This is a genomic window from Sphingobacteriales bacterium, from assembly GCA_016706405.1.
Lineage (GTDB): Bacteria > Bacteroidota > Bacteroidia > Chitinophagales > UBA2359 > BJ6.
In genome coordinates this window covers 987,795-1,007,484 of sequence record JADJJT010000002.1, presented here as the reverse complement: position 1 = coordinate 1,007,484, position 19,690 = coordinate 987,795, and the positions used below count along the sequence as shown (strand labels likewise).

Annotated in this window: 13 protein-coding genes; 4 read left to right on the top strand and 9 right to left on the bottom strand. The window is 40.8% G+C overall.

Features of this window, described 5'->3' with window-relative positions; genetic code table 11:
* Nucleotides 1-48: 48 nt before the first annotated feature.
* The 3 genes from IPI59_10360 to IPI59_10350 all read right to left on the bottom strand — a co-directional run bounded on the left by IPI59_10360 (nucleotide 49) and on the right by IPI59_10350 (nucleotide 4,243).
* Nucleotides 49-744: a hypothetical protein gene (locus tag IPI59_10360; GenBank protein MBK7527935.1), complete on the bottom strand. Its 696-nt coding sequence runs from the start codon at nucleotides 742-744 to the stop codon at nucleotides 49-51.
* 301 nt (nucleotides 745-1,045) lie between these two features.
* Nucleotides 1,046-1,693, bottom strand: coding sequence for a hypothetical protein (locus tag IPI59_10355; protein MBK7527934.1), 648 nt, complete (start codon nucleotides 1,691-1,693; stop codon nucleotides 1,046-1,048).
* Nucleotides 1,694-1,801: 108 nt separating this feature from the next.
* A complete protein-coding gene (locus IPI59_10350) occupies nucleotides 1,802-4,243 on the bottom strand; it encodes an alpha-amylase (GenBank protein MBK7527933.1) in 2,442 nt (813 codons plus the stop codon).
* A gap of 292 nt (nucleotides 4,244-4,535) precedes the next feature.
* Between IPI59_10350 and IPI59_10345 the strand changes: the two genes are divergently transcribed.
* On the top strand, nucleotides 4,536-6,500 hold the full coding sequence (locus IPI59_10345; protein MBK7527932.1) for a CotH kinase family protein: 1,965 nt from the start codon (nucleotides 4,536-4,538) through the stop codon (nucleotides 6,498-6,500).
* Nucleotides 6,501-6,547: 47 nt separating this feature from the next.
* The gene (locus tag IPI59_10340) at nucleotides 6,548-8,080 is read left to right on the top strand and encodes a gliding motility-associated C-terminal domain-containing protein (GenBank protein ID MBK7527931.1); all 1,533 of its coding nucleotides are present in this window, start codon (nucleotides 6,548-6,550) and stop codon (nucleotides 8,078-8,080) included.
* Nucleotides 8,081-8,174: 94 nt separating this feature from the next.
* Here the strand turns inward: IPI59_10340 and ytxJ are convergent, their stop codons facing one another.
* Nucleotides 8,175-8,549 (bottom strand): bacillithiol system redox-active protein YtxJ, encoded by a 375-nt coding sequence (gene ytxJ / locus IPI59_10335; protein ID MBK7527930.1) that lies wholly within the window; start codon nucleotides 8,547-8,549, stop codon nucleotides 8,175-8,177.
* Nucleotides 8,550-8,770: 221 nt separating this feature from the next.
* Here ytxJ and gap point away from each other — a divergent pair, with 221 nt between their 5' ends.
* Complete coding sequence (gene gap / locus IPI59_10330) at nucleotides 8,771-9,787, top strand: type I glyceraldehyde-3-phosphate dehydrogenase (GenBank protein MBK7527929.1); 1,017 nt, start codon at nucleotides 8,771-8,773, stop codon at nucleotides 9,785-9,787.
* 94 nt (nucleotides 9,788-9,881) lie between these two features.
* Here the strand turns inward: gap and IPI59_10325 are convergent, their stop codons facing one another.
* From IPI59_10325 to IPI59_10305, 5 genes are all read right to left on the bottom strand, one after another.
* Nucleotides 9,882-10,664, bottom strand: coding sequence for an MBL fold metallo-hydrolase (locus tag IPI59_10325; GenBank protein ID MBK7527928.1), 783 nt, complete (start codon nucleotides 10,662-10,664; stop codon nucleotides 9,882-9,884).
* A gap of 26 nt (nucleotides 10,665-10,690) precedes the next feature.
* Nucleotides 10,691-12,700, bottom strand: coding sequence for an FAD-dependent oxidoreductase (locus IPI59_10320; protein ID MBK7527927.1), 2,010 nt, complete (start codon nucleotides 12,698-12,700; stop codon nucleotides 10,691-10,693).
* A gap of 118 nt (nucleotides 12,701-12,818) precedes the next feature.
* Complete coding sequence (locus tag IPI59_10315) at nucleotides 12,819-13,904, bottom strand: mannose-1-phosphate guanylyltransferase (protein ID MBK7527926.1); 1,086 nt, start codon at nucleotides 13,902-13,904, stop codon at nucleotides 12,819-12,821.
* A 200-nt stretch (nucleotides 13,905-14,104) separates the two neighbouring features.
* Nucleotides 14,105-15,199, bottom strand: coding sequence for an arsenosugar biosynthesis radical SAM protein ArsS (arsS, locus tag IPI59_10310; GenBank protein MBK7527925.1), 1,095 nt, complete (start codon nucleotides 15,197-15,199; stop codon nucleotides 14,105-14,107).
* A gap of 224 nt (nucleotides 15,200-15,423) precedes the next feature.
* Complete coding sequence (locus IPI59_10305) at nucleotides 15,424-17,868, bottom strand: choice-of-anchor J domain-containing protein (GenBank protein MBK7527924.1); 2,445 nt, start codon at nucleotides 17,866-17,868, stop codon at nucleotides 15,424-15,426.
* 242 nt (nucleotides 17,869-18,110) lie between these two features.
* Here IPI59_10305 and IPI59_10300 point away from each other — a divergent pair, with 242 nt between their 5' ends.
* A complete protein-coding gene (locus tag IPI59_10300) occupies nucleotides 18,111-19,568 on the top strand; it encodes a DUF1800 domain-containing protein (protein MBK7527923.1) in 1,458 nt (485 codons plus the stop codon).
* The last annotated feature ends 122 nt before the right edge of the window (nucleotides 19,569-19,690 follow it).

The window sequence follows — 19,690 nt, the reverse complement described above, 5'->3', positions numbered from 1 at the left end:
TTTGGGGCCCACGTAAATAGCCCAATAGTAGATTTTGTTTACAATTTATTAAAATTTGCGCTTATTTGTTAAACTTGTCCACGAGAAATGCAGTAAATCAAAGGTGGTATCAAAAGTATTGCGCCCTAACAAATCGAAAGCCCAGTTTACCGATTTTTCAATTAGTGCATCGGTAGCACTGTGGTCGGTGCTTTTATCGGTAGCCCAAAATTGTAAAACCACCGGCACCAAACCCCATAAAAATTTAGTGTATTGGTTTTGAAGCAATTTGGTACGTGCCTGAACTTCGCCATTTTCGAGGGCGGCGGCAAGCGCTATGCCCACCAGCGTATTAAATTCGGCACGGGCCCCTTTAAGCCAGGTAGGGGCAAAAACGGCTGGCAGCACTGCACTGTTGAAGGCTATTGTGCTATAAGGTTGTAGGTTGGGCAAAATTGAGCCTGTTAAATGAAACAAAAAAGCCAATGCCAACTCGCGGGCTGTATAGTTCATTTGCTCGGCTTCGGTTAGGGCAAGGGCAGTGGTTTCGGCAAAGGCTTGTTGCCATATTTTGGTTTCGAGGGTTTGTAAACTTATAGCACCCTGCTGTTTTAAATTTGCAACTGACAGGTTAGAAAAATTAGCCAACTCGGCCATTGTGTGAGGTTTTCTTAGATTATGCTGCACATATTGCAAAAATAATTGAGTCGGTTGAGGTTGCAGTTCGGGCATCGGTGCTTGGTTTGGTATTGAAACTTTGGTCATGATAAATATTTTTGGCCGGATTATTGGTATTTGAAATAACAAAAATAAGCCGATATAAGTTTGTAAAAATAGCTAAGTTGTAAATAAATTGTCAAATAGTATTTTTATAATAGTGCACGGGGGTATTTTTTAGGTCGTAAATTTGATTAGTGCCATCCACCAAGCTACCGGCAAACCAAAACGCCTTCGAGCATATTAAACAATAATACCCGCAACAACAAAAGTATAGGTTGAGGCGGGCATTGTATTGTATTGGCTTTGCTTTTTTATTCTAAAGCTTGTCGGCTTAGGCTTAATAAACTTATTTTAAATCAATTTCATAAGTTTGGTCGCCAATAGTTAAGGTGGCTTTACCATATTCGGTTATATCAATTGAGCCCGAAAAAGTTTTATTATTTTCGTTTGGAGTTGTTATGGTTAAGGTAAACGATAAATTGCCATCAACAATAGTATAATTTGCTTTTTCAATTTTTAAATCGGTTAGTGTTAAGTCCAAATCAGTTGTGCCGGTTATATTTTCGCCGATTTTTATTGTTTCAGTGCCATTTCTGGTTAAGTTGCCATTAGCCAACATGTCTTCGTTCAGAGCAAAGCCTTTAAAATCTATTGCACCGTTGCAGTTTGCATTTGTTGCAATTTTTGTTGTTGTAGCATTGCTTTTACCGGTAAGAGTTGATGAAAACTGAGTGGGTAAATTTAAATTATTACAAGTAGTTGTAAAATTTACAGCTAACTCCCAGGTCGAGGCAATTATTCCGCTATTTGTTCCGGAAAGTGTAGTATCGCCCGAGTCACAATTTTTTGCCGTTTTTACTGCAAATGCAGCTAAATCTTTGATTTGTTCGGTAATTCCGCTTGCTGTTTCTTGTAAACTGGTCTCAATAATAGCTACAACATCGGCATTGTCGATGGTACGCAAAGGATTGTCTTTTTTGCATCCCCAGGTCATAAAAATTAAAATTGTTACAAAGAAAAGCGATCTTAATAAATGTTTAAAAAAGAAGTTCATACTAATTTGGTTAAAATAAATTGATTTATGTATTTGCTTTTTATTATGCTATTTGTCCGGAGATTTGCCCGATGAAATTATTTCAAAGCCATGTGCCGGAATTTCTATGCGTATTTGCCTTTCTATTTGCTGTATGGGAGTAGCAAAATTGGTTTTTCCTTTGTGTGGAGGCAAATAATTGGGTATGTTTACTACAAAACTCTGTTGCTCTGTGTTTTTGTTGATGACAACAATATCCCATTGGTCAAAATAATGGCGCATATATACTAATAAACCATCGCGGTCGTGCAAAATGGTTAAATCGCCATACAACAAGGGCATACTACTGCGGCGCAACTGCCCTAATTTGCGTGTTTGCTGTAATAAATATTGCTGGCGTTTATTATAGTTAGTCCAGGGCATAAAACGTCTGTTGTCGGGGTCGTCGGCGCCGGGCAAACCAATTTCATCGCCATAGTATATTACTGGCACACCCGGAATAGTAAGGTTAAAGGCTTGTAATTGTGCCAACCGGTAATAACCAAGCGTATCTTTAACGCTAATGGGCGTGGTGCGCCAGGCAGCTTGTTTGGCATCTTCATCAAAGCGCAAGCCCCCCGAAGCGTACGAAATAAATCGCGCCATATCGTGGTTGCCCGATATATTGCCCATTACCGAGTGGCTGCCGTAATAATTTAAGCTTTCGAGTAGCGATGCTGTTAGCCGTTCTACTTTCTCGGGCGGCAAGGCAAAAACAGCTCTTGCGTCAAAATATAAATTAAAATCGAATTGCGCATCCATTTGACCAGTACCTACGTAGCTGCCAATTAACTCGCGGCTGCCAAAGGTTTCGCCAATTTGGTATAAATCCGGATATTGTTTGGTTTGCCGCAGTTTTTGGGTCAATGCGCGCCAAAAATTGTTGTTAATATGTTTGGTGGCATCGTGCCTAAATCCATCTAAATTATAAGTTGTAATCCACCACGTAGCCGAGTCGGTCATAGCGGTTACTACCTCCGGATTAGCGTAGTCAATATCGGGCAAAAACGTATCGAACCATGTTGTTAAGCGCTGGGCATCCCAAATACGGATATTTTTAGTGCCATCGGGCAAAATTAACGGGTTAAACCAGTTTGGATGCTGTTTTACTAATGGATGCGTTTGATGTAAGTGGTTGGCCACCCAATCAGTCAGAATATTTGAATTATGCGTGTGGGCAGTACTAACTAATTTTTTTAGTTCGGCGGGGGTGCCAAAATGAGGGTCAACGGCTTTTAAATTAACCGGCCAGTAGCCATGGTAGCCCGAATAAAACCTTTGCGGTGCTATATATTCTTGCCATGCATCGGGCGGATTTTGTATAATAGGCGATAACCAAAGCGTATTAACGCCCAAACTATCGAACCATCCTTGTTGCAATTTTTGCTCAATACCTGCCAAATCGCCCCCTTGGTAATTGGCTGCAGGCAAAACCCGTTTATCTTTAAGGGGCGCATCGTTGGCGGTATTGCCATTGTTAAAGCGGTCAATAAGGGCAAAATACATTATTTGCGCATGTTTGTCGGTGCGGGCTAACTGTTTAGTTTGCGTAATGGGCTGCCCTTTTTCGAGGGGAATTAGCAAATCGTTGGCTGCGCCGGCATTATTACTGGCATAAATACGCAAATACGAGCGTTGTTTTTTGCTTATTTCATTATTATCCGGGATTTGAATCCGGAAAAGTGAGTCGGCATCTGTTAATTTTTCAACTGGTATAATATTGTTTTCCCAAAGGGCTAACCAATTATCCGGATGATGTAAACCGCCAATTAGCACCTCATTTTTATTGTCTTTTTTACTACTTTTTAAAGTATATAAAACAGGCTTAGGTATTTGGGTAGGCGGGGCGGTGATGCGCAAAACCGAATTATAGCCGCCTACGTTATTGTCAATCGAGTCGGGGTTTGCCGGGTCGAGCATCCATTTTTCATCGGCTACTATTTTATATTGGTAATTGCCCGGCGTTAAAAAAAGTAAGACCTGCCAAAATCCTGCTGTATTTAGGGTTAAGGTCGTTTCGTTGGGGTTCCAGTTATTAATACTACCCGCCAATTGTACTTTTTGATAAGGTTTGCCTTGCGAGGGTTGGGCAAATTGGTACACAAACGGCATTTTATCCGATTTTTTAAGCACAACGCTATGCGAAGTTTTATTTTTAAGATAAAATGTAAGCGCGCTAATGGCTGGCAGTTTTTGCGCATCTTGCACAATAAGTTGGATACTACCATTGAGGGGCAATATATTTTTTTTAAGCGCCGGATGCACCGAAACCGAATCCAAAACCTCCGGATTAGGTAAAAAATCGACTAAAATAATGGTCGTTGTATCTGGGTTAAGCCGTACAGGTTCAAACAGCCAGTTAGGTGTATCAATAGAGGCAGTATTAGTTTGGTTTTCATAAGCACTGCAATTTACTAATTGCATTAAAACAACACCTATAACAATATAAAACAGAACATGGTAATTTTTCATTCAAACAATAAACTAATTAAATAATAAACAAACAGTTTTAAATAGTAGTTTGATGCCCAAAGATACCTAATTTTCACTTATGGGCAACGCTATATTGAGCACTATCGTTTAGAAAAAATAATTTATAATTAAGGGCATCTGTAACAAGCACGACTAAAACAGTATGTTTTTAAGGGTTTACATTTACTTATATTGGTACACAAGCTGGGCAATACTATAATTTTATAATAACTTGCTGTAACTTTGTGCTAAACACCCTACCACATTTTTTTATTACCCCACCACCAACACAATGAAGCATAGCTACTTTAAATTAAATTTAATCTTAGGTTTTGCCTTAGCATTTATGTTAACAACAACCCTGCCCATATTTGCCCAATCTGTTGTTATTAACGAGTTTTCGGCTGCCAATTTTAGTGTAGCCCAAGAAGACTGGATTGAGTTATACAATACTACCGGCAGCAATATTGACCTGTCGGGGTATTACCTTAGCGACAAAGAAGATAAGCCTACAAAATGGATGTTTCCGGCCGGAAGTATCATAAATGCAAATGATTTTTTATTAATTTATGCATCCGGAAAAAATACTGTTATTGGTACGGAGTATCATACCAATTTTAAAATAACCCAAACACAAAATAGCGAGGGCGTGTATTTTGCCGACAACAACGGCAATATTATTGACAACAACCCTATTGATATACCCAACCAAGCCGACAACTCACAAGGTCGCACTACCGATGGCGCAGCTACTTGGAGTTTTTTCTTAATACCAACTCCGGGAAAATCAAATACAAGTCCTGCAAAATTAGCCTACGCCGAAACACCCAATATAAAGCCCGCATCGGGCGGTTATAGTGGCTCGGTTGATGTTAGCATCGAAGTAGCTGACCCAACCCTAAGCATATACTATACAACCAATGGCAATGCCCCTACAACAGCGTCAACACTTTATACCGCGCCGTTTACCGTTAATGCCACTACCGTTGTAAGGGCTATCGCTGTAAGCCCCAATACAAATATTCCGTTCAGTTTTATTGAAACCAACACTTATTTAATAGACGAAGTACACAGCGTAAAAGTTTTAAGCATAGCCGGCAACCAAGTTGACGATTTATTAGACGGCGACTGGTTAAAACCATTTGGCAGTTTTGAACTTTTTGACGAAAACCAAATAAAAATTGCCGAAACATCCGGAGAATTTAATGAACACGGCAACGACTCGTGGGCTTACCCTCAACGAGGCTTCGATTTTATAAGTCGCGACCAGTTCGGCTACGACTATGCCGTTAAACACAAAATTTTTAAAACAAGCAACCGCGATAAATTTCAACGCCTCATCATTAAAGCTGCCGCAAACGACAATTACCCCTTCTCGGGCGGTGGCCTCGACCCCGCACACATCCGCGACGCCTACGTACATCATTTAGCACAAGTGGGCGGCATGGAACTTGACTGCCGTAGCTACGAGCCTTGTGTGCTTTACCTTAATGGCGAATACTGGGGTGTTTACGAAATACGCGAAAAAGTTGACGACGCCGATTTTACCGATTACTACTTTGACCAAGACGAATACGATATAGACTTTATTCAAACATGGGGGGGTACCTGGGCAGCCTACGGCGATTTTAACGACTGGACAAGCCTGCACAATTTTATTTTAACCAACGATATGGCCGACCCCGCCAATTACAAATATGTTACCGACCGCTTTAACGTAAATAGTTTAACTGACTACGTTATATTAAACACCCAAATTGTTTGCAAAGACTGGCTTAATTGGAATACCGCCTGGTGGCATGGCAAAAAAGACGCGGGCGTAAAATGGCGCTACGCACTTTGGGATATGGATGCAACTTTTGGCCACTATGTAAATTATACCGGAATACCAAACGAAGACCCCGACGCAAACCCATGCGACCCCGTTCAACAATTAATGGCCGACCCCGAAGGGCATTTGGCCATGTTAGATGCCTTACTTAAAAACGAAGATTTCCATAACACCTATATTAACCGCTATACAAATTATAACAACAGCCTTTTCTCGTGCGAGGTGATGTTAAGTATTCTCGACTCGTTGGTTGCCCGCATTGAGCCCGAAATGCAACGCCACGTTGATAAATGGGGTGGTAGCAAAGCCGGATGGATGGGCGGTGTAAACCAACTCCGCGATTTTATTGAAAAACGCTGCTTTTATATTGACGAAGGGATAGCCGATTGCTTTGAATTAGAAGCTGCCCCTTTGATGTTGTCGTAAAAGTTGTTCCCGATGGAACAGGCACAGTTAATATATCCGGATTAGATTTGCCCAACTACCCCTGGACAGGCCAATACTACGGTGGCGCGCCTATTAACTTGACCGCAACGCCTAAAACCGGCTTCTTATTTCAAAAATGGGAATCAAAAAACAACACCTTTACGCCCAACAACAAAACCAATCCTGCCGGAATTGATATACTTAAACCCGATACAATTATTGCTTATTTTATTCCGGATATACCCGTACACAATATTACTGTTTTAGTCGAGCCAGTAAACTCCGGAAAAATAGACCTCAACGGCTTTGTTTTCGACACCTACCCCGACGGTATTGATTTAGACGAAGGCACCGCTATTGACCTCAAAGCCCTAAACAACGCGGGCTACACCTTTAGCTACTGGGAACTTAAAAATAATACCCTAAGCCCCAATGTAAATACGGCCAATGTTAATTTTACTTTACTGGCCTCCGATACCATCATTGCCCATTTTGAGCAAATTAAGCACCCGTTGTATATAGAGGTGCAACCACCAGGCAGTGGAAGCCTCTCTTTAAATGGTTTTACGCCGGGTAGTTTCCCCGCTACGCAAACCTATACCGATGGCCTAAATATAGCCCTGCAAGCAACCCCCGCCGCCAATTATAGTTTTGCTAATTACCAGCTAAAAAACCACTCGTTAAGCCCCAACAACACAAGTAGTTCGGCCAATTTTAACATCACCCAGCCCGACACATTAATTGCCAATTTTGTTAAAAATACAGGCCAGCTTACCTTCATTGTTGAGCCAGCCAACAACGGAAAAATAAACCTAAATGGCACTTTGTTGAGCAATTACCCACATACCCAAGCCTTTACCTTTGGCGATGCCATAAACCTAACCGCCGCGCCTCAAGCCTATTTTAGCTTCGACAAATGGTCGGCTGCGCACCACAGTTTTACCCCAGATGCCAACAATACCACTACAACATTTAATTTTGAAAAAACCGATACTATTTATGCCTGGTTTACCCAAAACCAACACGAATTAGTTTTTAAAGTGATGCCCGATGGTGCCGGAAAAATTTCTTTAGACGGTACAGAATTATTATTTAATCCGGATACTAAAATTTTTCCGGAAGGCGATTTAGTTAATATTTCGGCACAGGCAGCGCCTAAATATCAATTTGTGGGTTGGCAAACCGCCTATCACACTATCTTACCCAATCAAACTGCCGTTAATGCCAACTTTACAGTACAACAACCCGACACCTTAGTAGCCGAATTTAAAGAAAGTCAAACTTGTACTATCGCGTTTCCGGCGGCATTTACTCCCAATAACGATGGCGTTAACGATGTGTTTCAGCTTAAAACTGCCTGTGAACTCGCCAATTTTACCTTGCAAATTTATGACCGGTGGGGTGGACTTGTATTTACTACCTCCGACCCACAAATGGGCTGGAATGGTTTAGACCAAAAACTGTTACGGCAAACCCCAATGGGTGTGTATAGCTGGGTATGTCAATTCGATTTGCCCAACAATGCAAGTCCAAGCCCGGGTCGCCAAACCCATAAAGGCAATATTACTTTGCTTCGGTAGCTTGCTTGAGAATTGTTGTTCAATTAGTATAAAATATCCGGATTTACTAACCTTATTTCTAAGTCCGGACTTTTTATTTATTTGAGCAAATCTATTAGTTTAACTGCTGTTTTACTTCTAACAAATTTTGTAATTGTTCGGCTAAATCTGCGGCATTTATTTGGCTGTGCGAGGCATGGTAACTGCATCCGCCGTTATGAATGAGCAGCACTTGAGGCGACTCGTGCTGCACAGAAAATTGTTCGGCAACAGCGTTTGAAGCAACGCGGTTTTGCAGTAAATCTAAATAGTAAGCAGTTGGCGGTTGTGGTATTTGATGCCAGGTTCGCTCTAAACGCGATAAAGCGGTTTTACTTATACTACAACGTGTACTGTGCTTAAATATTAAACATGGCCCGCTAAATGATTGCGCTATTATTTCGGGCAAATTTGCTTCGGTATTGAGTTCTTTCCAATTAATTTGTATCATAGTAAAACAAGAACATAAAAAGACAAAACAAGTTCATAAAACAAGAAGGAAATCTTGCAGTTTGAAAAAGCATAATCATCATTTTAAGATTAAATTAACTGCATCTAACAATTGAATTTTTATAGCCAAAAAGCCATAAAAGCCTTAAATTATAGCCCAAATACAAGCAATAAACCGTATCTTTGTGGTGTAAATTTTCAGTTCATAAAATACTTGTAAAAATGTCTAAATGTCGAATTGCCATTAATGGGTTTGGTCGTATTGGCCGCCTAACCCTTCGTGCCCTACTTGAAAAAAATCACGGTGAAGTTGAAATAGTAGCCATTAACGACCTTACCGCCAACTCAACATTAGCGCACTTGTTTAAATTTGATACTGCGCATGGCCAATTTAAAGGCGAGGTTAGTGCAACTGATACACATATTCATATCAATGGCCAGGCAATTAACGCGTATGCCATTAAAGACCCCGCTGAATTACCTTGGAAAGCCTTAAATGTTGATGTGGTTTTAGAATGTACCGGCCTTTTTACCAAAAAAGAAAAAGCACAGTTGCATATAGACGCAGGTGCTAAATATGTACTATTATCTGCGCCAAGCGAAGACGATGTGCCAACCGTTGTACTTGGTGTAAACAGTAACGCCTTGACGGGTAAAGATAAAATAGTTTCGAATGCCTCGTGTACTACCAACTGCCTTGCCCCAATGGTTAAAGTGTTAGAAGATAATTTTGGTGTTGCCGAAGGCATGTTTGTAACGGTACACGCCTATACAGGCGACCAAAACTTGCAAGATAGCCCTCACAAAGATTTGCGCCGCGCACGGGCAGCTGCTCTCAATATAGTGCCAAGTAGTACAGGTGCCGCCAAGGCGGTAGTAAAAGTTTATCCGAGCTTAAAAGATAAACTTACCGGCATTGCGCACCGGGTTCCGGTATTAACAGGCTCGCTTACCGATTTAACTGTTAAACTCAAAACAGCTACTACACCCGAAGCTATTAAAGCTGCATTTAAAGCCGCCGCAGGTGGCGAACTTAAAAATATCTTAGAATACAGCAACGACCTTCCATTAGTATCGAGCGATATTATTGGCAACCCACACTCGTGTATATTCGACTCAGACCTAACTTCAGTTATCGAGGGCACTTTGGTAAGAGTAGTTGGCTGGTACGACAACGAAGCAGGATACTCGAACCGGTTAGCCGAACTCGCTATTAAATTGGCAAAACTTACCGATTAGATTAATTAATAGTTTAAATCTATAATTCATTTGTTTGCGGGCAAAGTGCTGATAATATTTTAAGCACTTTGCCTGTTTTTTTTTGCTTAAACCATTAATCGTTAAAATCAAACGCAATCTCTAACCCGTCGTAGGCCACGTGCACATTCGGCGGCAAAATTGCTGCAACATCGGCATATAAGCCCAGCTTATGGCTAATATGGGTCAAATAGGCTTGTTGGGGCTGCAATTGCCGTACTATTGCCAAAGCTTCGGTCAATGATAAATGCGAATAATGTGGCTCGTGTTGCAAGGCATTAATAATCAAATATTTGACGCCTGCTAATTTTTTAATTTCATCCGGATAAATATATTTCACATCGGTCATGTAGGCAAAATCGCCAATCCGGAAACCCAAAACATCAACAAACCCATGATTTGCTTCAATTGGTATTAAATTTAAATGACCAATACTAAACGGTTTATCTTTTTCGATGGTACACAAGTTCAAATCTGGTGCTCCGGGGTATTTTGTTTCCGGAGGTAAAAAAACATAGCTATAATTGCGCTTTAACTCGGTCTGAACTATTTGCGAGGCATATACATTGACCGGCTTTTTGTTCCATATTGTAAAGGCGCGCACTTCGTCTAAACCGGCAGTATGGTCGCTGTGTTGGTGGGTAAAAACAAGCCCATCGAGGGTATTAATTTTTGCCTCTAATATTTGCTGTCTAAAGTCGGGGCCACAGTCAAAAACAATATTAAGCCCCCGTGATTGCAATAATAGTGAGGTACGAAGGCGCTTGTTGTAGGGGTGCGTATTGGTACAAACAGCACAGTTGCAACCTATTAATGGAATACCAGTTGAGGTTCCGGTTCCTAAAAAGCGTACGCGCATTGACGGTCTATAATGGGGTTAGGGTGTTAAACGTACAATTGCTGGGCAATAAACCAAGCCAAAGCTTGAATGGTAAGCATTGGATTTACGCCACTGCACTGCGGGAAAGCACTGGCATCGGCAACAAACAAATTGCGCACTTCGCGGGTTTCGCCATTGGGTTTTAAGCAATGGTGCTTGTCGCGGCCTCCCATACGGCAGGTACCCATTTGATGTGCGCTAAATAAAATAAAGCGATTTGGTTCCCACGCTGCGTTGCGCATTTGCTCAATAAATTTTTTAAGGCTATCAGTAGCCGGATTAAAACGTAAGGCCTGGGTGTGGGGGGTTATAATTTCGGTTGCACCGGCAGCGACATGTAGTTTTACTGCTTCTTCCAAGCCTCTAACCAAATGATTTTTATCGTAATTGTGTAGGTTATATTGAATAATGGGTTGATTTTGTTTGTCTAAAACAATTCGTCCGGTATATTTATCGCGCACCAATGCAATAAATGGGGCAAAATGGGCGATATTTAGCATGTCGTTTTTCAATTGCTTGCCCGATTGCCAAGGTAAGGCCATACCCATTAATCCGGAATGTGCCGGCGGAACTTCTATCCTAAAGCCATAATTATCGGTTAAAAATGCAAATTCATCGCAAAGAGCGGTCATCATAGGGCCGTACCAAGGGTCAATACGGTGGTTATACCGACCTACTACTGCCGAGGTGGGGTGTAAAAATAAATGTCGGCCAATATGTGGATGTATTAAGCCGCTTCGTTTCAAAATGGCTGGTGTATGTATGGCACCTGCGGCTACCACAACTTTATCGGCTTTTATGCGCACCCTAAACTGCTCGTTGGTAACAGGGTTTGTATATATGGCAATGGCACCTACGGCTTCGTCTTTGTTTATAACAATGCGTTCAACGTGCGTATTAGGCAAAATATCGGCGTCATGTGCTTGTGCATCGGTCAAAAAAGTAATTGGGGTAGATTGTTTGTTTCTATAAACATCGCCTAATGCGCCAAAGCCAGCTCTTTGTAAATAATCGGCTTCATTTTCGTTACTGTTTGGTTGTGGGTAATTGTTGCGCGGAATTAAAGCAGCGCGATAACCTAATTTTTGAGTGGCGTTGACTAATAGCTGATTTGGCTGGTTGTGTATTGAATGTTTGGTGTTAATATTAAGGCGCTGTTCTATTATTTCAAATGCCGATTTAAATTCGGGTTCAAGTAGTTCCGGAATTTCGTGTTCGGTAGCCCATTCGTGTAAAATTTGGTCGGGCAGTCGCAACGATGCCGACCAGTTAACCGTTGTACCTCCTCCTATACAGCTACCGGCCATTATGGTCATACTGCCATCTTGATTGGTAAGTACACCTTTTTTTTCCATCAATTTTCCCATCATTTCTACTTCGCGCTGTGTCATTTCTTGTTCTGTAATATAAGCGCCTTTATCTACAATTAGCACTTTTTTACCTTTCTTCGCTAATTCGGCTGCTACTACCGCACCTCCGGCACCACTGCCAATTACTAAAACGTCGCAAGTCAATTTGGTTTTTGCATCAATATTAATGGTTTTTAAATAGTCGTTATACTGTAGTGGGCTATCAAGAAGTGGGCCTGGGTAGCCAATAGCTTCCCAGTTAGGATTTGGTTGATTGGACTCGGAGTAGCCAAAATAGACAAAACATATTATTTTTTTAAAGGTAATAAAAGCCTTGCGCAAAGCGGGTAATTTACTTTGCGACCAACTTTGCAAAAGTTTTTCAGTTTGTTCGGGTTTTAACCGGGTTACACTCAACATTGGGCCAAACCAAGTAATACCCAAGAGCGAACTTTTAAGTAAATTTAAAAGTTGTTTAAATTCGTTTTGTTCATCTTCGGGCAATTGGGCTACTAAGTCTATAATTTTTTCGGGAATATGTAAATCATTTGCATTTCGTTTCCAGTAATTAGTTGGGTCGCTAGCTACCTCAATAGTAGGCAAAATAGCATCGCAAACGGCTTGTAAAGCCTGAAGCTGTTCGGGTTTTAACAAAAAAGACGACATAATTCAAGTTAATATTATACTGTAGGGATACTATTTGCCAATATCAATTATCCGGAAAGGGCTTTGGAAAAAAATTAGTTATTTTGCTCTTTGTTGGTTTGTTTTATTTTCTGTTATGCTATATATATGTATCGCCGTAGGTACGTTTAATATCGTTATAAATATTACTGGTTGTTTGCACTTCTTCGATTTTACAAATAAGCAGGGCGTTGTCTGAGTCAATCACACAATAATCTTGAAGACCTTGCAGCACAACAATTTTATTTTCTGGAGCCACTACCAAACAATTTTCACAATCGTAGCGCAGCAATTTTCCGGATGCTGGTGCGTTTCCATTGGTATCTTTTGGCAGTTTATCCCAAAGTGATGCCCAGGTTCCAAGGTCGCTCCAACCAAACGAGGCGGGTAAAACACAAGTATTTTTAGCATATTCCATAATAGCATAATCTATTGAAATATTGGGGCATTGTGCATAAGCATGTGCAATAAACGTCGCTTCATCTAACTTATTGTAATATGGCAAACCCTGGTTAAAAAGTTCGTACAACTCGGGGTGGTACATTTTAAAAGCCTCACAAATTGTTTTTACGTTCCAAACAAAAATGCCGGCATTCCACAAAAACTCGTTACTGCTAAAAAACGCTTGAGCAATTTGCTGTGAAGGTTTTTCGGTAAAATTTTTTACTTTATGAATATTATTGGGCATATAATCGTCTGTATCGAACTGAATATAGCCGTAGCCAGTATGTGGCATAGTTGGTGCTATACCAAGCGTCATTAATACCGGATTAGAAGCGGCATAATCAGTTGCCACTTGTAGTGCTTTAATATAAGCGGGCACGTCATCAATCAAATGGTCTGAGGGGCTTACAATAAAGGTTGCATTTTCGTCTAAAGTGGCCAATTTATTAGCCATATAGGCAATGCAAGGTGCCGTATTTCGTCGCTGTGGTTCGGCCAAAATTTGCTGAAAAGCCAAATTGGGCAGTTGTTCTTTTACCAGCGTAACATGCTCAAGCGAGGTGATGATATATATATGTGACTCTGGAATAAATTGGGCAAAACGATTATAAGTGGCTTGCAGTAATGTTTGTCCATTTTGTAAGACATCTAAAAATTGTTTGGGTTGATTACGGCGGCTCAGAGGCCAAAACCGAGTGCCAACACCTCCTGCCATAATGGCTACATAAACATGTTCATTCATAAAAAACGGCAATTTAACCAGTAAAGAGATTCAAGTCTAGTTAATGCTTACAAAACAGATTTTAAAATAAATAGTTCAACTAAATCTTTTGGTTTTACCTTGCAAAGATACTAATAAATGCGTTTAAACGGGCAGTATAAATTGGCAAATACTGTACTAAAATGTTAGTTTATACAAATAAACATACTATAAAAAACAGCCTAAACGGTTTCGCCACCGCAACTCGACCCCGCCCCTGCCGTGCAACCATAACAATGTTGGTTTACCACAATAGGGCGATAATTTAAAACCTGCCCATTAAATTGTGAAATGTGTTGATGGGCTAACGGTGCTACTTTTAAATTGAGCATCTGGTTAAAATCACAATCGTATAAAAAGCCATCCCAACTTACCGACAAGGTATTGCGGCACATCAATCCGGATATTGTTGCCGGGTTAAACGCCTCTGTCAACTTTTGCATGTACGAAGCGTAGTTTCCACTTTCGAGCAGATAGTTTAAAAAGCGGCTTATTGGCATATTGGTTATAACATACAAATTGTTAAAGACTATGCCAAAACGGCGTTGTAACTGCTGTTTAAACTCTCGTTCTAAGGCGGCTTGCCTGGCGGGTAAAAATGCCCCAGACGGATTATAGACTAAATTTAAAGTTAGCCCCGAATTTGGTTGCCCGTAGCCAATAGCATTCAGTTGTTTTAACGAGGTAATACTGTCGTCAAAAACACCCTGCCCGCGTTGCTTGTCGGTGCGGGCTGCGCTATAATGCGGCAATGAAGAGATAACTTCTATTTTATGACGGGCAAAAAATTGAGGTAGGTCGTAATATTTAGGGTTCGACTGAATAATAGTAAGGTTGCAGCGATTCATTATTTTAAGTCCAAGCTCGGTAATTTCGCTCACTAACCATCTAAAATCGGGGTGTAATTCGGGTGCGCCGCCTGTTAAGTCAACAGTTGTAATTGAAGGATTATTTTTTAAAACATCAATACATTGCTGCATGGTTTGTCGGCTCATCTTCTCTTTCCGGTCGGGGCCAGCATCAACGTGGCAATGTTCGCAGGTTTGGTTGCACATTTTGCCCAAATTAAGTTGTAAACAAGTAGTTTGCTGACTGGTAAAAGGGGCATAGCCTGCTTGTTGCAGTCGTTTGGCAAATGGCTCAAATGTTTGGGTTGGGTGCTGCTGCCCTGCCAAAACCGATAATTGTATAAAAGTATCGGCTAATTGATGTTGCTGCCCTTGCAGCGAGCGTTTGGTTATGGTTTGGCGCGTATTATTTGCGTTTAAGATAGACATTTTATTATTTTAACTCCAATATAAGAAATTTCGTTAGTTTAATCTCCACTATAAAAAGAACAGGCAAAAATACAAATAGATTTGACCATTTTATTTAAAAACCATAGCCCACAATTAAAATCGTGAGCTATGGTTAAGGAGGCTTAAAATTGAAACCTCAATTAATTCGGCTAAAATCAATAAATAGCGTAACAATACAAATTAATTGTGTCGCTAAATCAATTTTAATACCTAACCAAATTATGACCAATTTTACTAGCATTGGGCGAGTAAAGATTAAAGTCGCTAATAGTTACATTTCGGTCAAGGTTAGTATCACTATTATAATACTTATTTATGCTCGAAGATTGAGCACTGTAAATATTAAAATCGGCAATGGTAATTACGCCGTCGCTGTTGCAGTCGCCGGCCAATATAGCGTAGGGGCCATCGGGTAAATGTTTAAGTTGTGCCTCGCCACCCATAACTGCCGAGGGGCTAATTGTAAAATCGTAAGTTGTTGCATTTGGAACGGTTACCATATTAGCACTTACTACACCAATATGATTTCGGTGCCTCACTAACAGGTAATAGTTTTGTCCGGATGTTATTTCGGTAAAATCCATACCATCGGCATTGGGGCGGCCAGCATCAACAATAGAGCCATCTTGCAGTAGCAGGGCTGCCTTTTTGGCTTTAACTACATAACTGGCATCTAACAACTCAACATAAAGCCAATCAACTACATTGGCATTAATAAAGTCAACACATTCTTGCCCTGTATAATTCCATGGTGCTATATTGTAGGGCTGTTTAAATGGCACCAAGCCCATATCTTGCAAGTTTGTTGTAAGCGTATTACCGCCGGCATAAGCGCCTTCGAGCAAAATACGTGCTTTAACTTTTACTGGCAAAATTGTAGGGTCGGCAGCACTAATACACAAATAACCATAACTATAGCCATACGACATATTTTTTGAACTTATTTCAAGGAGGTATAAATTGCCCGGAGTTAATCCGGTAAATGTTAAGCCATTGCTACAAAGCCCTGGCCCATCATTGCACGAAAGCCGTGTTAAACTGCCACAATTTCCGGAGTAAAGCGTTATAAGATGGGCAAAATCAGCCTGAGTTTTAATGGTAACTTTGCCCGATGCTGGTGCTTCTATCCGATACCAAATTGAGGCATCTTGGTAAAGTTCGCAGTTGTCGTATTGATTTATAGCATACTCATAACCGGCTCCAATATTAGTGCCGTACAAACAGCCCGCACCTAATGTTAAGTCAATTGGGTTGCTACACAGGTCGTTTGATGGGGGCGTAGTAGTATTAAGGTTGGTTTCTATGCACATTTTGCCATCAATACTGCCAAAATAGCCGCTTATCATTACAAAATACCATTCATTTGGAGTTAAACCCGTCAAGGCCATTACGGGACCATAATTGGTATTTGCAACTTCAGTTAAAGCATTACAGTTACCTGAATAAATTGTAACAGTTTCGGCGAAATCTGAGTTGGTATTTAAGGTCATTTTACCATTGGCCGGAGCTTTAACTTTAAACCATATATTGCGTGCTGCCATTGGGTTTCCGGAGGGCACAGTACCATCCCACAAAGCATTTATATTGGTGCTATTTAGGCAATCGTTACCAACAGTTAAACTGGTAGCATTTGCGCAAACATCATTAACGGGTGGGGCACTCAAAGTATTGCCTTGTTTAATGCTTACACATAAATTACCCGTTGTGTGTCCGTAGTATCTGTCGTCGGCACTAACCCGTACTAAATAAGTTTGGCCAGCAGTTAAGCCCGACAGGTATAGGTTTTCGGGTTCAAACCCAAATTGGTTGGCGTTTTCGCAAGCAATTTGGGTCAATGTACCGCAAGCGCCCGAAAACACCGCAATAGCATCGTTAAAACTTGCATTAGTACTAATTGTTACATCGCCTGTTGTGGGGGCAACAAAACTATACCACATACTGCTTACTTCGTTGAAGGTACATGTTGAAGCATCGCCCGAAAACAAGGTATTAGCATTGCTTTGAGTCGTGCAGGCTGCATCAATGGTTATGGGTGTAGCGTTAGCACAAATATCGTTAATAGTGCCATTGCCTACCACCTTTACATTATCTATGCCAGCCCACCAGCGTTGGCCGGTTAGGTCGCAATATTCAAACACTAATTTAGTTTGGGTGCCCCGGTATGGCGACAGGTCAAAGGTTTGATGGACAAAGCTGTTAAACTTTGAGCCACTGTAGTTTACCTCGGTGTACATTTTCAGGATTTCGTACCGGTTGCCATTTTGCACCAATATCCGGAAAAAAGAATACCCCGATGCGCGGAAATGCAGGTCTATATCCAAGGTAATAGTGGCATGGTTCGAGCAGTCAAATGGTGCAGAAACCAACCGAGCAGTTGAAGGTGCAGCTCCTCCCAGTATATTATCGTCAAAAAAAGCCATTGGCGTTCCGTTTATACTGGTACCACCCGATGCGTTAGGGTTGGTACTAACACCAAACGACCACATTGCCGTACCCGCCGATTGCTCTTGCACCCATCCGGGAGGCAAACTGCTACTGCCAAAATTTTGGTCAAGCAGGGTGGTTTGCGCTTTTAACGTTAATGCTGCCCCAAGCAAAGCCATCCAACAGAAAATCACTGTTGGACTTTTAAGAAGAAATTTAATCATTTGCAGCGAATAAATTTAATTGTTTGTAAATGGAAAGAGCAGCACCAAAACACAAACATTCGCAGTACAAAAGTAAGATTTTTTTTAAAAACCAAGTGTTAAAAAAAAAAAATGAATTTTTTTAATTAAAAAAGCAGCCAAAGAGTTTAAATTAACGTACATTTACCATCTAAAGAGCAGTACTTCACCCAAAATTACAAACATGACATAATTTTTTCACTAAAAATAACATTTTGTAATCTATGCCGGCACAATGTATTACCGGAGGTATGACACCTTACGTGCCAACCCCCGAAAAGCCTTGGGATGCCCGACGCGTAGCTCATTTATATCGCCGTATGGGGTTTGGGGCCACCCAAGCACAAATTGCTTATGGTTTAACCCAAAATCCTTCGGACTTAGTAGATGAGCTAATTACCCAAGCTGTTACCGGACCCACGGTAACACAACCAACTTGGTATAATTGGCAGGTTTCTGACTATACCGATTATGGTAATCAAATTTACCAACACTGGTACGAGTTAGTGCGCTCTTGGCAGGCCAATATGCAAACTAACCCCGTATTATGCAAATTAATGCTCTTTTGGCATAATCATTTCGTTACCGGATGGTATGATTATGGTTGCTCTCAATTTTTGTGGAACTACCATAATATTCTGCAAACTTATGCCTTTGGATCGTTTAAAGAATTTACAATGGCCATTGGCAAATGCCCTTCCATGTTAATTTATTTAGGCGGCGCCTATAGTACCAAAAACGGTATCAACGAAAACTACGCCCGCGAGCTAATGGAACTTTTCACGCTTGGCGAAGGCAATGGCTATACCGAAGACGACGTTGTTGAGGTTGCACATGCTTTAACCGGATGGACCCGCGCCTTTAATTGCGCTTATTACGCTAACGACGACCAACGCTTTGTGGCAAGCAGTTGGGACAGTGGCGTTAAAACAATTTTTGGCGAAACTGGCAACTGGGGCTTTAACGACGTACACGACCTTATTTTTACCAAAAGGCAAACCCAAATGGCAAAATTTATTTGCCGCAAAATCTATAAATATTACATTTGCCATACCCCCGACGAGGCTTTCGTTAATGATATGGCACTCCAGTTTAAATTAGGCTTTTTGCAAACAGAAACCTTGTTGCGCAAAATGTTTAAAAGCGAACATTTTTTTGATGACAACGCTATAGGCTGCCTCATTAAAAGTCCTATTGAAATGTTTACCAATTTGGTTAAAACATCTGAACTTTATATTGACGACAACTGGCGCAACAATTTCTTTTCGTACTCGAACGCATTAGGGCAACTGTTGTATAACCCTATTAACGTTGCCGGCTGGCCCGGACACCATACTTGGGTAAGCGAAACAACCGCCGTTTTACGCTTTATATATACAAACTCTTACCTATCAAGCAGTAATAACACCAGTTACTTAATAAATTTGGTTAATATTGCCAAAGCACTTACAAGTAACTCGCACGACCCAAAAATAATTACAAAAGCGATGGTTGACTTTTTTACGCCTAACGGATTGCCACACCAAGCCGAGTACGATGCTGCCACTGCTGTATTTAAGGGTAATATTCCGGATACCTATTTTGAAAATGGTACCTGGACACTTGACTCGCCCGAAGCTAAAGAAATGTGTCGTAAATTATTAATTTATATAACACGCCATCCCGAATTTCAATTAATGTAGTTTGTTTGCACTTTGATATTGCTGTGGTATTTTGTGCTAATTTGGGTTAATTCTTTGAATCTCCGGATAAAAAATAACTATCCATCCGGATTAAAATAAATTAACACATTTATTCACTCAAT

Excerpts from the sequence above, each read along its gene's own strand:
- gap (MBK7527929.1), top strand. The coding sequence starts at position 8,771 with ATGTCTAAATGTCGAATTGCCATTAATGGGTTTGGTCGTATTGGCCGC.
- IPI59_10325 (MBK7527928.1), bottom strand. The coding sequence starts at position 10,664 with ATGCGCGTACGCTTTTTAGGAACCGGAACCTCAACTGGTATTCCATTA.
- IPI59_10320 (MBK7527927.1), bottom strand. The coding sequence starts at position 12,700 with ATGTCGTCTTTTTTGTTAAAACCCGAACAGCTTCAGGCTTTACAAGCC.
- IPI59_10300 (MBK7527923.1), top strand. The coding sequence starts at position 18,111 with ATGCCGGCACAATGTATTACCGGAGGTATGACACCTTACGTGCCAACC.
- IPI59_10350 (MBK7527933.1), bottom strand. The coding sequence starts at position 4,243 with ATGAAAAATTACCATGTTCTGTTTTATATTGTTATAGGTGTTGTTTTA.
- IPI59_10315 (MBK7527926.1), bottom strand. The coding sequence starts at position 13,904 with ATGAATGAACATGTTTATGTAGCCATTATGGCAGGAGGTGTTGGCACT.
- IPI59_10345 (MBK7527932.1), top strand. The coding sequence starts at position 4,536 with ATGAAGCATAGCTACTTTAAATTAAATTTAATCTTAGGTTTTGCCTTA.
- IPI59_10360 (MBK7527935.1), bottom strand. The coding sequence starts at position 744 with ATGACCAAAGTTTCAATACCAAACCAAGCACCGATGCCCGAACTGCAA.
- arsS (MBK7527925.1), bottom strand. The coding sequence starts at position 15,199 with ATGTCTATCTTAAACGCAAATAATACGCGCCAAACCATAACCAAACGC.
- IPI59_10355 (MBK7527934.1), bottom strand. The coding sequence starts at position 1,693 with ATGACCTGGGGATGCAAAAAAGACAATCCTTTGCGTACCATCGACAAT.
- ytxJ (MBK7527930.1), bottom strand. The coding sequence starts at position 8,549 with ATGATACAAATTAATTGGAAAGAACTCAATACCGAAGCAAATTTGCCC.
- IPI59_10305 (MBK7527924.1), bottom strand. The coding sequence starts at position 17,868 with ATGATTAAATTTCTTCTTAAAAGTCCAACAGTGATTTTCTGTTGGATG.